The sequence below is a fragment of the Pseudorhodobacter sp. E13 genome (assembly GCF_003991405.1).
Classification (GTDB): Bacteria; Pseudomonadota; Alphaproteobacteria; order Rhodobacterales; family Rhodobacteraceae; genus Pseudorhodobacter.
In genome coordinates this window covers 102,151-114,485 of sequence record NZ_RPEN01000159.1, presented here as the reverse complement: position 1 = coordinate 114,485, position 12,335 = coordinate 102,151, and the positions used below count along the sequence as shown (strand labels likewise).

Below are 12,335 nucleotides of genomic sequence, written 5' to 3'. Positions count from 1 at the left end.
GGACGCCGGGCGCAATGGCCCGGCGTTTTTCGCCTTACGCGGGTTTGCGCGCCACCAGATCAATCAAGGCCGCAGGCCCGCGATGCCCGCTGCCTTCGTCCAAGTCAGCGACATAGCTTTCCAGCCGCAGCACATCCCAACCGGCAAACGCCTCGGCCAGCAATTCGGTCGTATACAGATGCGCCAAGCGCCCCGGCCCGCCCGAGGCATAGCCCATCTGATCGGTTGAAAACCCGTGCAGCAAAACCAGCCCACCCGGTTTCACCGTGCGCCTGATACCTTTGAAAATCGCGGCACGAAAGGCCGGATCGGCGAATTGGAAAAACACGCCGACCACCACGTCAAAGGCCGCCTCTTGCCAGTCCCAGTCCCGCAGATCGGCAACCCGCGCGTCCAGCGTCACGCCACGTTCCGCCGCAAGCCGCTCTGCCTTTGCCACACCCGTAGGCGCGCCGTCCAGACTGGTCACCTGCAAGCCGCGTTCGGCCAGAAACACGCCATTGCGCCCCTCGCCATCCGCCAAAACCAGCGCGCTTTGTCCCGCCGTGAGGTGATGCGCCTGATCCAACAGAAATTGCGCGGGCGCGGTGCCGTAAACATAATCCTCTACCGCGAATTTTTCTGTCCACATCACGCGCCCCTTTCATACTTAGCATCAGGCCGCGCCCGCCAATCTGCGCGCGCGGCCTGATTTCATCTTGGCAAAAATACCTGAAAACACCAGCCAGACAAATCGTCGCTTGGCTTCGCTGCGCTTACCCCCGCGACAGCACCGCATGGGGCCGCAGCCGTGCCAGCCCTTGGGTGATGAACCCGGCCATCCCGGCCTTGATCAGATCGCCGGGAATATAGGCCCCGACCAGCAGCGACGCCGCAGGCCAGCTTTTGCCCAAGACAACCGCCATCCCGGTGATCCCAAAGAGGTAAAGCACCAAAACCCCGCCAAGGATCGCCCCGGCAAAGCTGGCAATCCCAAGGCCCACGCGCCATTTCTCAACCACCAGCCCCGCGACAAAGGCCGCAACCGGAAAGCCGATCACGAATCCGACCGTCGGGCTGGAAAACACGCCAAGCCCACCGCGACCACCGCTCAGCAAGGGCAGGCCCAAGGCGACAAGCGCCACAAACAACAGCACCGCCAAAAACCCGCGCCGCGCGCCCAGCACGGTGCCACAAAGCATGACCCCAAGGCTTTGCGCTGTAATCGGCACACCCGTGGCCAGCGTGATTTGCGGGACCAGACCCAGCACCGCGATCAGCGCGGCAAAAAGGGCAATGTAAGCGACGTTCTTTTCCATGATAATCCTTGTTCAAGGGCCCGAAAGCCCGCCTCGCGCGCGAATGGCCTCGGCCACATGGTCTGCTTCATCCAGCGCCATGAGGCTGATGGGCAACACGATCCGCCAGTTCACCCGGCGGGCCGATCGCGCGCGCCATGCCTGCATCAATTGCCCGGCCTTGTCCATCAAAACCGGCGTGAAACGCACGACCAAGGCCACCGCCACAGCCAGCACCCGGGGCGACAGGCCAAAGCGGGCCAAAGGCCGCGCCAACCGCTCGACCAAGGTCATCATATCTTCCAGCCGTGTCGTCATGGTGACCAGATTGGCCAGGGCCACAGCCAGCAGCAACCGCCCCGCAATGATGCCACCCGCCGCAAACTCGCCCGTCCAGCCATGCCAAAGCGCGATGATCAGAACAAAGGGCCAAAGCGGGCGCAGCAGCCGCAGGCCATAGCCCGCGAAACCGCGCCCAAACGCCAGATACAGGCAAACCACAGCCACGCCCGCGACCCCAAGGGCCCAAAGGCTTTGCATCGCCATCAAGCCGATGCTCGCCAGTGCCAGCGCTGCCAGCTTCAGGCCCGCAGGCAAGCGGTGCAGGGGCGTTTCAAAGGGCGAGGTCAGTGTCAGCATCCGCTTCCCCCAGTCGCGCCATTTCGGCGGTAAAGGCAGGCACCACCGCATCCACTCGCCCATCGGCGCGCAGGCGCCCCGCCTCCAGCCAGATCACCCGGTCATAGCCTTGCAAGGCCGCCGGATCATGGGTGATGGTGATAAGCCGCTGCGGCAAGTCGGCAAGGCTACGGGTCAGCCGCGCTTGTGTCGGCAGGTCCAGCCCTGCGAAAGGTTCGTCCAGCAGAATGGTTCGCGGCCCCATCGCCAGCACCGACAGCAGGCACAGAAAATGCCGCTGCCCCTGTGACAAGGCCGTCACCGGCTCCGCCTCCCAATGGGCGCGGCCATGGGCGTGCAGCAGCGCACGGGTCTTGGCCAGTGCCGCGGCCTTGTCCAAGCCCTGTTGGCGCAGGCCAAAAGCCAGTTCCTCGCCCACGGTTGGAAAGATGATCTGATGGTCGGGGTTCTGGAACAATATGCCCAAAAGGCCCAGCATCGCCTTGCGGTCCTTGGCCGGGTCCACACCGCCCACGGTGACTGACCCGGTGCTGGGCGCAATCAACCCCGCCAGCAGACGCAAGAAGGTGGTCTTGCCCGACCCATTGCGCCCGATAATGCCAATCCGCCGCTCGGTCAGATGCAGGTCCAGCCCTGACAGGATCACCCGCCCCGACAGCGCGAAACTAGCGTCGCGCAAGATCAGGCCCGGATCATCGGACAAGGGCGAGAGGTTGGGCATGGGCTACCTTGAAAGGCTGCAAAGTTGCGCGCTTCTACCGGGTTCACCTTGCCTTGCCAAGCAAACAGAAAAAAGCCGGGCCGCTCTCAGAGCGCCCGGCAGTTTGGGACACGGGGAAGTGTCGACAGGAACAGGGAGCGCAGCCTCAGCAGGCAGCGATAAAGCGTTCGCCGCGGCTGTTGCGGTAATAGCACTGGTTGTTGCCGGGCGCGGTGCCGATCAGGGTAGAGGCGGCAACACCAGCGGCAGCGCCGAGGGCGGCCCCGGCCAAACGGTCTTCTTTGCTGGACACAGCAGCCCCGATCACACCACCGGCTACGGCACCGGCGGCGGCGTTCTGATTGGCGGTCTGGCAACCGGCAAGGGCAAGGGCAGCAACGGGAAGGGCGAGCATGAACTGTTTCATTTGAACCTCTTTCTGGCGGTTTGCAGCGGTATTTCAATAGTAACGCAGAAAAGGCGCAAAGGGTTCCACAAATCGCAAAAGAAAAAGGGGGGCGACAGCGCCCCCCTTTGAATTGCTGTTATTGCGCCAGCTTACACTTTGCGCGCGGCGGCGACGGATTCCTCCAGAATCGTCATGGCTTCGGCGAAATGGTCGTCGGGGATGGTGATCGGAGCCAAAAAGCGGATCACGTTGCCGTAAACGCCGCAGGTCAGCAGAATCAGGTTCCGCTTCAGCGCCTCTTGCCGCACACGGTTGGTGAAATCGGCATCTGGTTCGTGTGTGTTCGGGTTGCCGAATTCCACCGCGACCATGAAACCGGGGCCGCGAATGTCGATCACCTCGGGCGTGATCGAGCGGATCGCCTCCAGCTTCTGGCGCAAGCGGCTGCCCAGTTCGTTGGCGCGATTGCACAGGTCTTCTTCCTCGATCACATCAAGCACCGCATTGGCGGCGGCGATGCCCAAGGGGTTGCCCGCGTAGGTGCCCCCCAAACCGCCGGGCTTGGCCGCATCCATCAGGTCGGCGCGGCCCGTCACAGCGGCAAGCGGCAAGCCACCGGCAAGCCCTTTGGCCATGCAGGTGATATCGGCGGCCACATCATAGCCATTCATCGCAAACATGGTGCCGGTGCGGGCAAAGCCGGTTTGCACCTCATCCGCGATCATCACGATTCCATGTTCATTGCAAAACGCGCGGATGCTGCGCAGCAAATCCGGCGGTGCAGGGTAGAAACCGCCTTCGCCTTGCACCGGTTCAAAGATGATGGCGGCCACGCGGTCCGGGTCCAGATCAGACTTGAACAGCTTGTTCAGCGAGGACATGGCATCCGCAGTGGAAACGCCATGAACATCCTGCGGGAAGGGCACGTGATAGACATCGGGCATCATCGCGCCGAAGCCCTTTTTGTAGGGTTCCACCTTACCTGTCAGCGACATGCCCATGAAAGTGCGGCCATGGAAGGCACCGCCAAAAGCCACAATCGCCGGGCGGCCCGTGCCTGCACGCGCGATCTTGATAGCGTTTTCAACGGCTTCGGCGCCCGTTGTTACAAAGATCGTCTTTTTCGGGAAATCGCCGGGCACCAGATCGTTCAGACGCTCGGCCAGACGGATATAGGGTTCATAGGGCATGACCTGATGGCAAGTATGGGTGAAACGGCCCAACTGCTCGGTCACGGCGGCCATGACCTTGGGGTGGCAATGGCCCGTGTTTACCACTGCAATGCCCGCCGCAAAGTCGATATAGCGGTTGCCTTCAATATCCCAAACTTCGGCATTCAAGGCGCGGTCGGCATAGATTTGCGTCATCATGCCCACGCCGCGCGAAATCGCGCTGTCCCGGCGCTTTGCCACATCTGCGTTTAACATCGTCATAACCCCGATTAGAAATTTGGGGGAGTTGACCTTTTTTTGGGCGCAGCTTCAACTGCTGATCGCGGCGATTTAGGGCGAATGACGACAGGAAGGCCGCAAGTTTGCGGTAACATGGAAGATTATTCTGCCAATACCGCGCCGGCGGGCAAAAGATCGTGGCAAAAACCGCTGAACGGGCGCGAAATCGCAACAAATTTGCGGCGCATCATGCCTCGGGCGGGGCGGCTTTCATCAAACGGTCGGCTTTTTTGCGCACCAGAACCGACCGCAAGTCGTGCATGGCCAGCAAAAGCGCGTCTGTCACCTGTTCCAACTGTTCGTCACTGGCGCGGGTTTGCACCCATTGCGTCGTCAGGTTCATGTGGTCGACCGCGCGCAAGATGTCATCCACCTCGCGCTCGGCCAGTTGATGCGAGCGATGGGCGATCCAGGCCTGAATCTCATCCAGATCCTCGGGTGAGAGGGTTCTGTCGCCATGCGGCTTCACTTCGCCGTTGCGGATGTTGATGGTGGCGATCTGGTCCATTTCAATGCGACGCTGGCGGTTTTCGGTATCAACCCGAAACACCAGCGCCCCGTTCTCACGGATTCGGAAATAGTAATCCGGCAGATCGCCCGCCATAAATCCCCCTCGTTACACCAGACCCGCGCAGAACTTCTGGATGCGCGTGCAGGCCTCTTTCAAGGCCGCGTCCGAGGTAGCGTAGCTGACGCGGAAGTTTGGCGAAAGCCCGAAGGCGGCCCCAAACACCACCGCAACGCCGGTTTCTTCCAGCAAAGCGGTTGCAAAGGCTTCATCATCCACGATTTTCGCGCCAGCAGCACTGGTCTTGCCGATGCAGCCCGAAATATCGGGATAGACATAAAACGCGCCTTCGGGCTTGGGGCAGGTGATGCCCTTGGCTTCGTTCAGCATGGAAACCACCAGATCGCGGCGGCGCTGGAACAGGGCTTTGTTTTCGGTCAGAAACTCTTGCGGGCCGTTCAAACCTTCAAGCGCTGCATATTGGCTGACCGAACAGGGGTTCGAGGTGGATTGCGATTGCACCGTTCCCATCGCCTTGATCAAGGCCACCGGCCCCGCTGCATAGCCAATACGCCAGCCCGTCATCGCATAGGCTTTGGACACGCCGTTACAGGTCAGCGTGCGGTCATAGAGGCCGGGTTCCACCTGCGCGGGGGTGCAAAATTCGAAATCATCGAACACCAGATGCTCATACATGTCATCGGTCATCACCCAGACATGCGGATGGCGCATCAGCACATCGGTCAGGGCTTTCAGCTCGTCGCGGGTATAGCCCGCCCCGGTGGGGTTGGAGGGCGAGTTGAAGATGAACCACTTGGTTTTCGGCGTGATTGCGGCTTCCAACTGCTCGGGCTGCAATTTGAACTGGGTTTCAATGCCTGCGGGCACGCAAACCGGGGTGCCGCCAGCCAGCAGCACCATATCGGGGTAAGACACCCAATAGGGGGCGGGGATAATCACCTCATCCCCCGGATTGCAGGTCGCAATCAGCGCATTATACAGAATCTGCTTGCCGCCAGTGCCAACCGTCACTTGGTTCGGCGCGTATTTCAGGCCGTTTTCCCGCTCAAACTTGGCGCAGATCGCCTTTTTCAATTCGGGCAAACCATCCACGGCGGTGTATTTGGTCTTGCCTGCATCAATCGCCGCCTTTGCCGCGTCCTTGATGTTTTGCGGGGTGTCGAAATCCGGCTCTCCGGCCCCAAGGCCGATGACATCCTTGCCTGCGGCCTTCAGCTCATTGGCTTTGGTGGTCACTGCAATGGTTGGAGAAGGTTTAACGCGGGCAAGGGTATCTGACAAAAAGGCCATGGGTGGCTCCGGTATAAAGGGGCGCATTGCCGCAGCGCCCCGGTTTGTATTTGGCGGCAGTTTGTCATAGGTTGCACTGGAAATGCGTTCAAGCATTAAGACGACCAAAAGGAAATTCCCGATGACCGATGAAAACAGCGCAGACTGGTATAGCGCCGATGCTGCAACCTTTGGCGACCGCGTTGCGGCCGCACGCGAGGCGGCGGGACTTACGGCGGCTGCCTTGGCGCGGCAACTCGGTGTGAAGCTGGAGACGGTGCAGAACTGGGAGAACGATCATTCCGAACCGCGCGCCAACAAGTTGCAGATGATGTCAGGGATGCTCAATGTTTCCATGCGTTGGTTGCTGACAGGCGAAGGCGACGGCATCGACAGCCCCAATGCGGGCTTCGACAACAGTGACTTGACCAAGGCGCTGGCCGATCTGGCGCGGATGCGCGCGCAGGCCTTGGCCTTGTCGCAAGACATGGGGCATCTGGAAAAGCGCTTGCGCGCTATGATCCGTGAAGGGGTGTTGTGATGGAAACCGCCGAGGCGCAACTGAAACGGATGGCGATGCGGTCATGGCGCCGGGGCACCAAGGAAATGGATATGATCCTTGGCCCCTATGCCGACCTGCATCTCAAGGATATGGATGCAGAGCGGCTGGCGCTGTATGACCGTTTGTTGTGGGAAAATGATCAGGATCTGTTGCCATGGGTGCTGGGTCAGGTGGCCCCCCCCGCCGATTATGCGACCCTGATCGCCGAGATCGGTGTTTTCGCCCGCGCGCGGCTGAAGGTCTGACCGGATCTGTCGGGGTTATGGCCCCGGCAAACGCTTTTTTGGCAAATTAGCGGCTAAACTGGTTCGAGTTTACGGAATGTTTGTGTTTTGTGCTGATTCTACCCCCATCTATTCCCGGGGCGGAGACGACAATGACAGTACACACGAATCTGATCGATGGCTCGCAAAAGGCACTGATGGCGAGCTATCTGGAAAGCCTTGCTTTGGTGGAACGATTGCACCGGCTGCTGCTGGATGTGGTGAAGGACGAATTCGAACGCTTGGGCATTCTTGAAATCAACTCGGTTCAGGCGCTGCTTTTGTTCAATATCGGTGAAAACGAGGTGACGGCGGGTGAGTTGAAATCGCGCGGCTATTACCAAGGCTCCAACGTCAGCTATAACCTGAAAAAGCTGGTGGAACTGGGCTATATGCACCACCAGCGGTCAGAGATTGATCGCCGCTCGGTGCGGGTGCGGTTGACCGAAAAGGGCCGGCACATCCGCACAGTGCTGAACGAACTTTTTGAACGGCATACCGAAGGGTTTGAAAAGCGCGGGATCATCAAGGCCGAAGGCATGGAAGACATCAATCAATCGCTCAAACGGATGGAGCGGTATTGGACGGATCAAATCCGCTACATCTACTAAGGTTGCTTTTGGCACGATAGGCTAGCGCCAAAGATGCGCGTGGCTTGCCAGTTTTCCTTGCAGTTTTGCCAGAAGGCGATGCGCAAGGGAGGGGCGTGGAATAGCCCCACTCCGCAATCTCTCCATCACCACTTCCACCGGGCAGGGCAAGCCGCTGACCGGGTCGAAATAGCGCGGATAGGCGATCAGCGTGGCATAGGCCAGCGCGAGTAGCGAGGGATCAAAGCGTCGGTTTTTGCGCCGGTCTGGAATGGGGCCAAGGTCTGTCGTCAGGCCCCAGCCTGCATAGAAGGGTGCGCCAAGGCAGGTCACGGATTTGCCACGCAACAGGGCCTCAAACCCCATAAGGGAAGTCATGGTCCAAACCGCATCGGCCGCGTCCAGCAAGGCGGCAGGGTCTGCTTTGCGGGCGATATGATCGACCAGCGGCGCCAGCTCGGCCTCTGGAATCTGGCCGGGGCGTAGGCCCGCCTCCACATCAGGGTGAGGCTTATAGATCAGCACAGCATCGGGATTGGCGGCGCGGGTCGCCTGAACCAAGGCCAGATTGGTCCGCACCGACCCAGCGCCGAGGCGGATAGAGGCATCATCCTCTACCTGACCGGGTATCAGAATCCGGCGGCCTTCGGGCAGGTTGGGCAGGCTGTTGCCGGACAGGTTGTATTTGGTGATCCGATCCGCGATCAGCGCGGCGATGACACGGCGCGCGCGGTCCTCCGCGCCTTCGGGCAAGGGGGCCATGATCAGGCTCTCAAGGCGGCTGGGGTGCGTCGGGTCGTAGTAAATCCCCAGATCATCGGACACAAGGCTCAGCGGCGGCACCAGTTCTGCCCCCAAACCGCGTGAGCGCAAAAAGCCATCCTCCACCCGTCGCAGCGGCGTTGGCCCTGCGGTGTCGGCCAGCGCGGCGGGCAGCTTTCCCGCCCAAACCAGCACACCCGCGCCAGACCGTTGCGCGCGGCGCAGCGCCTGTGTCGCATCCTCCTCAAACACCAGCGGTTTGATGCGGCCAAACACCGCTTGCAACCGCCCACGTTTCCACAACCGCATCCCCAGCGCCACATGGCCAAACCGATCTTCGCGGTAAGCGCGGGTTTCGGCTTCCAACTGGTCCACCGCTTCCTCAAAGCTGCACAGCCGGTCGCGGCAAGGGTCATACCAGACCGGAGCCAAGATCATCGCCGCCGCAAAAAGCTGTTCCGGCGACAGGTTGCGCCCCCGGCGGGGCAAGTTTGATGCATCCACCGTCAGTCCCCACCCGGCATAGAAAGGCTGGCCGAATACATGCGGGCGATGCCCTGCAAGGATCGCTTCAAACCCCATTTGGGACGACAGGGTATAGACCGCTGCCGCCCCTTCCAGCAAACGCCAGGGCGAGACGGGGGCGGTCAGCAATTCATAGGCCGCGCTGGGCACAAAATGCCCTTTGCGCAGGTTCAGGTTGGTTTCGGGATGGGATTTCACCACGATCCGCTTGCCCGGATGATTCCGTTGCGCCGCTTGCAACATCGTCTCAAACCCTGCTGCTCCGGCTCCGCTGCACCGCACCGAGGCATCACCCGCCGTTTGGTCAATCAGCAAGACATAGCCGGGTTCCGGGCAGGGCAGGGCAGAATCGTGGATGTTGTATTTTGACAAATCGGCGGCCTTCAGCCGTGCAATACCCGCCTTTGCGCGGGCCAACAGGTTCGGATCATCCAAGGGATGCGTTGCCAGCAGGGTTTCCAGACGCGAAGGCTCTGCGGCATCGAAATGCACACCTTGGCCGTCGATCAACAGGCCCAATGGGGCCTCGCCCGCACGGCCGGGCCGGACTGATCGCAAAAAGGCATCCTCGACCCGCACCAATGGCACGCCGCGTTTTCGCGCAATCGCTTCGCCTCGGGCGGCATAGGGGCTGCGACCCCAGACCACCACAGCATCGCCCGCGCGAGGAAGGCCGACCCGCAGATCATGGCCCGAAAGTGCCAAGATGCGCGCGATGCGGCGGTTCCGCAAAAAGCCTGCGGTGTAAAAGAAAAGCCGCCGGGGAAGGGCCCCGGCGGCGTCTTGGTCTGGGGCCTCTGCCACCATCCGAAGCTTATTCGGAAGAGGTCGCCGAAGACAGCGAGCTTGCCGCGCCCACGGTGCCGGTGACGGCCGAGATCGTCTTTTGCCACTGCACGAAAGGTGCTTCGGTCACATAGACCGTATCGCCATCCCGCACGAGGAAATCACGGGCTTCGAACATGCCGGTCGGCTGTGTCAGGTCCAGCACATAGACCATGCGCTGATCGCCTTTCAGGTCACTGCGGCCAAGCACCACATTCGCAATCTCGGCAGGCTCGTTGCGGAACACAAACACACCTGTCGGATCGGCGAGGCTGGTGTTCAAGCCACCGACCTGCGCAATCGCTTCAATCGCCGACAGGGTTTGCGTTTCAAACGGCACCCGGTTTTGCGAGCCTGTCGCGCCCAAAGCGACAAAGGCGCGGGTGTCGCGTTCAACCACGATGCGGTCACCGGGGCGCAGCGCGATATCAAGCGAGGGGTTAGCATAAAGGTCTTCGAGCCAGATCTGCCCGGTTTGCCCGCCGCGCGACACACGCACAATCGCAACCGCTGGTTCAATGGCCACACCACCCGCGCGGGCAATCATCGCGCTGAGCGTGCGTGTCGGGCGTTCGATCGGGTAGACACCTTGGCCGCCAACCATGCCCGAGACAGAAACGGTAGACCCATCGCCTGCCAGCCGCTGCACCGTCACCTGCGGATCGGGGGTCTGTGTGTCAAGCTTGCGGGTGATGGCCCGGCGCAGCCCTTCGGGGGTTTGTCCGGCAGCCTTGATCCGGCCCGCGTAAGGCACAAAGATATAGCCCGCGCCATCGACCTGCACCTGTTCCAACACCGAAACCCGCTGCCCGGTATTGCCCAGCAGCGGGTCATCCTTGACGTTTTCGAACACAGTCAGCCCCAGCGTATCACCCGGCGAAATAGTATCGGACCCCACAACGCCCGCGTTGCGGAAGTTGGAGCCAAAGCCAAGCGCAGGCGTGACCGAGGTTGCGCGGGTAACCCGGCTGTTGACCGAAACGACGAACGCGTCGCCCTCTTTCAGCACAGACCCTGCAAAGATTTCTTTTTTATTGGGGCCGGAACGCGGCAAACCGCAAGATGCCAAAGCCGTAACAAGAAGAACAAGGGCCAAGCCCTTGGCCCCTTTGATTGCCGTAATTTTCACTGCCCGGGCTCCTTTTTTGGATATTGCCTCAGATTTTTTTTTACAAAGTTACACAGGGGCCGCAGAAATTTCCAGTATTCCGGGCGTTTATCCTTTCACGAGTTGCAACTGTTGCCGTGGTGCCGCGCTTCCTTTGGTCAGCGCATCATAGGGATCGTCGGGCAAAAGCATCATATCTACTACCTGTCGTAGCAACTCGCGCCGCCCCCGCGACGAGTAGAAGCCACCCGGCACTTGGCTGGTTTCCAGCAAATAGTGGCGGTAATCGCGATAGGCGCGGCTGTCGGGCCGGGTTGGGCGGGCAAAAAACGCCTCCAAGGGCTGCGCCGAGACGAATTCCGGCTTGGCATAGACTGCCGCCCCGAACACTTTCAGCGGCAAGCCGCGCCACAGCACCTGCTGGGCGGCGGTGGAATTCACCGTGACGGCCGAGCGCGCATGATTGAGCAATCCGGCAAGCTTGCCCCCCCGAACGAAATGCACGCGGCCACTGACGCCATGCAGTTTGGCAAGGCGCCGGATCTCGCGTGCGACGGGCACGCGGCCATCCTCCAGCGGGTGGGCCTTGAACACCAGATGATGATGCGGCGAGGCACCTTTGGCAAAGCCTTCCATCACGATGGCCAGAAACTCTGTCATCGTTGAAAAGGGCGAGTGCATCTGAAAGCTGCTGTCATGTTCCAATTGCAGCAAGACAAGGTGATAGGGAAAGCCGCCGTGCTTGATGCGGAAACTGGCGAGCATCCGTTCCCAGCGGTGAAACGGCAGCAGGATCAGACGGCGGCAATAGAGCAGGAACTCTTGCCAGACGGTCAGCGCGCGATGCGGGCGATAGCGGCGATAATCCCAAAAGCCGGTCAGCACGAACCAGTGATAAATTGCGCCCCAGAACATATGCTGACGCATATCGCCCCAGCGGGCGGGGGCATCGGGCAGGTCCATATCCGAATGGGCCAGATCACTTTGCATTTGCGCCAGCGTCAGGTCCATCAGCCGCGAATTGCCGTTGGAACCGCCGCGTTCATAAGTGACCCAATGTGGCCGCAGATAGCCTTCTTCAAACACATGCACGGTAAGGCCCGCCTGTTTGGCAAGGCGCACGGCATGCGCGTGGATGGGCCGCGTATCGCCATAAAGCACGATATCGGTGATCTGCATCCGGCTGATCATGGCATCGAAGGTTGCGGGCCAATCTTCGACCCGGCCTTTATACGGGATATATCGGCGCGAGTCTGACCAGAAGGCCCGGTCGCCCCGGTTAAAGCCCACGCGCCAAACCTCGGCGCCGGCTTGCCCAAGCATCCGCCCCAACCGCTGAAAAAACGGGCCGTGCGGGCCTTGCAGAAACAGAAACCGCCGATTTGCACCTGAAACGCGCATAAACACCCTACTGATTACCCCGCAC

Annotated in this window: 14 protein-coding genes; 3 read left to right on the top strand and 11 right to left on the bottom strand. The window is 60.8% G+C overall.

All coding sequences use genetic code 11. From position 1 onward, the window contains the following. Positions 1 to 34: 34 nt before the first annotated feature. The 8 genes from EGN72_RS16640 to EGN72_RS16605 form a co-directional block, all read right to left on the bottom strand. Positions 35 to 631, bottom strand: coding sequence for a cyclopropane-fatty-acyl-phospholipid synthase family protein (locus tag EGN72_RS16640; protein WP_127049629.1), 597 nt, complete (start codon positions 629 to 631; stop codon positions 35 to 37). Positions 632 to 755: 124 nt separating this feature from the next. Next, on the bottom strand, positions 756 to 1,298 hold the full coding sequence (locus tag EGN72_RS16635; protein WP_127049627.1) for a biotin transporter BioY: 543 nt from the start codon (positions 1,296 to 1,298) through the stop codon (positions 756 to 758). 12 nt (positions 1,299 to 1,310) lie between these two features. Continuing rightward, positions 1,311 to 1,916, bottom strand: coding sequence for a CbiQ family ECF transporter T component (locus EGN72_RS16630; RefSeq protein ID WP_127049624.1), 606 nt, complete (start codon positions 1,914 to 1,916; stop codon positions 1,311 to 1,313). Beyond that, positions 1,891 to 2,637, bottom strand: coding sequence for an energy-coupling factor ABC transporter ATP-binding protein (locus EGN72_RS16625; RefSeq protein ID WP_127049622.1), 747 nt, complete (start codon positions 2,635 to 2,637; stop codon positions 1,891 to 1,893). Before EGN72_RS16625 ends, EGN72_RS16630 begins: the two co-directional genes overlap by 26 nt. A 145-nt stretch (positions 2,638 to 2,782) precedes the next feature. Continuing rightward, the gene (locus tag EGN72_RS16620; protein WP_127049620.1) at positions 2,783 to 3,043 is read right to left on the bottom strand and encodes a glycine zipper 2TM domain-containing protein; all 261 of its coding nucleotides are present in this window, start codon (positions 3,041 to 3,043) and stop codon (positions 2,783 to 2,785) included. 131 nt (positions 3,044 to 3,174) lie between these two features. Continuing rightward, entirely contained in the window at positions 3,175 to 4,452 is a 1,278-nt protein-coding gene (locus tag EGN72_RS16615) for a 4-aminobutyrate--2-oxoglutarate transaminase (RefSeq protein WP_127049619.1), read from the bottom strand. A 211-nt stretch (positions 4,453 to 4,663) separates the two neighbouring features. Beyond that, positions 4,664 to 5,080 carry a hypothetical protein gene (locus tag EGN72_RS16610; RefSeq protein ID WP_127049617.1) on the bottom strand — a complete coding sequence of 139 codons (417 nt, stop codon included), beginning with the start codon at positions 5,078 to 5,080 and terminating at the stop codon, positions 4,664 to 4,666. 12 nt (positions 5,081 to 5,092) lie between these two features. After that, positions 5,093 to 6,295 carry a pyridoxal phosphate-dependent aminotransferase gene (locus EGN72_RS16605; protein ID WP_127049615.1) on the bottom strand — a complete coding sequence of 401 codons (1,203 nt, stop codon included), beginning with the start codon at positions 6,293 to 6,295 and terminating at the stop codon, positions 5,093 to 5,095. A gap of 121 nt (positions 6,296 to 6,416) precedes the next feature. On the opposite strand from EGN72_RS16605, the gene EGN72_RS16600 reads away from it, so the two are divergent. The 3 genes from EGN72_RS16600 to EGN72_RS16590 all read left to right on the top strand — a co-directional run bounded on the left by EGN72_RS16600 (position 6,417) and on the right by EGN72_RS16590 (position 7,710). Next, entirely contained in the window at positions 6,417 to 6,815 is a 399-nt protein-coding gene (locus tag EGN72_RS16600) for a helix-turn-helix domain-containing protein (RefSeq protein ID WP_127049613.1), read from the top strand. Further along, positions 6,815 to 7,081, top strand: coding sequence for a succinate dehydrogenase assembly factor 2 (locus EGN72_RS16595; protein WP_370323331.1), 267 nt, complete (start codon positions 6,815 to 6,817; stop codon positions 7,079 to 7,081). Before EGN72_RS16600 ends, EGN72_RS16595 begins: the two co-directional genes overlap by 1 nt. 131 nt (positions 7,082 to 7,212) lie before the next feature. Then, on the top strand, positions 7,213 to 7,710 hold the full coding sequence (locus EGN72_RS16590; RefSeq protein WP_127049609.1) for a MarR family winged helix-turn-helix transcriptional regulator: 498 nt from the start codon (positions 7,213 to 7,215) through the stop codon (positions 7,708 to 7,710). A gap of 21 nt (positions 7,711 to 7,731) precedes the next feature. Here the strand turns inward: EGN72_RS16590 and EGN72_RS16585 are convergent, their stop codons facing one another. The 3 genes from EGN72_RS16585 to EGN72_RS16575 all read right to left on the bottom strand — a co-directional run bounded on the left by EGN72_RS16585 (position 7,732) and on the right by EGN72_RS16575 (position 12,310). Next, positions 7,732 to 9,783, bottom strand: a complete 2,052-nt coding sequence (locus EGN72_RS16585) for a capsular polysaccharide biosynthesis protein (protein WP_127049608.1) — start codon at positions 9,781 to 9,783, stop codon at positions 7,732 to 7,734. Positions 9,784 to 9,790: 7 nt separating this feature from the next. Then, a complete protein-coding gene (locus tag EGN72_RS16580; protein ID WP_127049606.1) occupies positions 9,791 to 10,930 on the bottom strand; it encodes a polysaccharide biosynthesis/export family protein in 1,140 nt (379 codons plus the stop codon). An 87-nt stretch (positions 10,931 to 11,017) separates the two neighbouring features. Further along, entirely contained in the window at positions 11,018 to 12,310 is a 1,293-nt protein-coding gene (locus EGN72_RS16575) for a capsule biosynthesis protein (RefSeq protein ID WP_127049604.1), read from the bottom strand. Positions 12,311 to 12,335 lie beyond the last annotated feature (25 nt).

Bases quoted from the DNA above. Each gene is read 5' to 3' on its own strand.
- EGN72_RS16640 (WP_127049629.1), bottom strand. From the start codon at position 631: ATGTGGACAGAAAAATTCGCGGTAGAGGATTATGTTTACGGCACCGCG.
- EGN72_RS16635 (WP_127049627.1), bottom strand. From the start codon at position 1,298: ATGGAAAAGAACGTCGCTTACATTGCCCTTTTTGCCGCGCTGATCGCG.
- EGN72_RS16630 (WP_127049624.1), bottom strand. From the start codon at position 1,916: ATGCTGACACTGACCTCGCCCTTTGAAACGCCCCTGCACCGCTTGCCT.
- EGN72_RS16625 (WP_127049622.1), bottom strand. From the start codon at position 2,637: ATGCCCAACCTCTCGCCCTTGTCCGATGATCCGGGCCTGATCTTGCGC.
- EGN72_RS16620 (WP_127049620.1), bottom strand. From the start codon at position 3,043: ATGAAACAGTTCATGCTCGCCCTTCCCGTTGCTGCCCTTGCCCTTGCC.
- EGN72_RS16615 (WP_127049619.1), bottom strand. From the start codon at position 4,452: ATGTTAAACGCAGATGTGGCAAAGCGCCGGGACAGCGCGATTTCGCGC.
- EGN72_RS16610 (WP_127049617.1), bottom strand. From the start codon at position 5,080: ATGGCGGGCGATCTGCCGGATTACTATTTCCGAATCCGTGAGAACGGG.
- EGN72_RS16605 (WP_127049615.1), bottom strand. From the start codon at position 6,295: ATGGCCTTTTTGTCAGATACCCTTGCCCGCGTTAAACCTTCTCCAACC.
- EGN72_RS16600 (WP_127049613.1), top strand. From the start codon at position 6,417: ATGACCGATGAAAACAGCGCAGACTGGTATAGCGCCGATGCTGCAACC.
- EGN72_RS16595 (WP_370323331.1), top strand. From the start codon at position 6,815: ATGGAAACCGCCGAGGCGCAACTGAAACGGATGGCGATGCGGTCATGG.
- EGN72_RS16590 (WP_127049609.1), top strand. From the start codon at position 7,213: ATGACAGTACACACGAATCTGATCGATGGCTCGCAAAAGGCACTGATG.
- EGN72_RS16585 (WP_127049608.1), bottom strand. From the start codon at position 9,783: ATGGTGGCAGAGGCCCCAGACCAAGACGCCGCCGGGGCCCTTCCCCGG.
- EGN72_RS16575 (WP_127049604.1), bottom strand. From the start codon at position 12,310: ATGCGCGTTTCAGGTGCAAATCGGCGGTTTCTGTTTCTGCAAGGCCCG.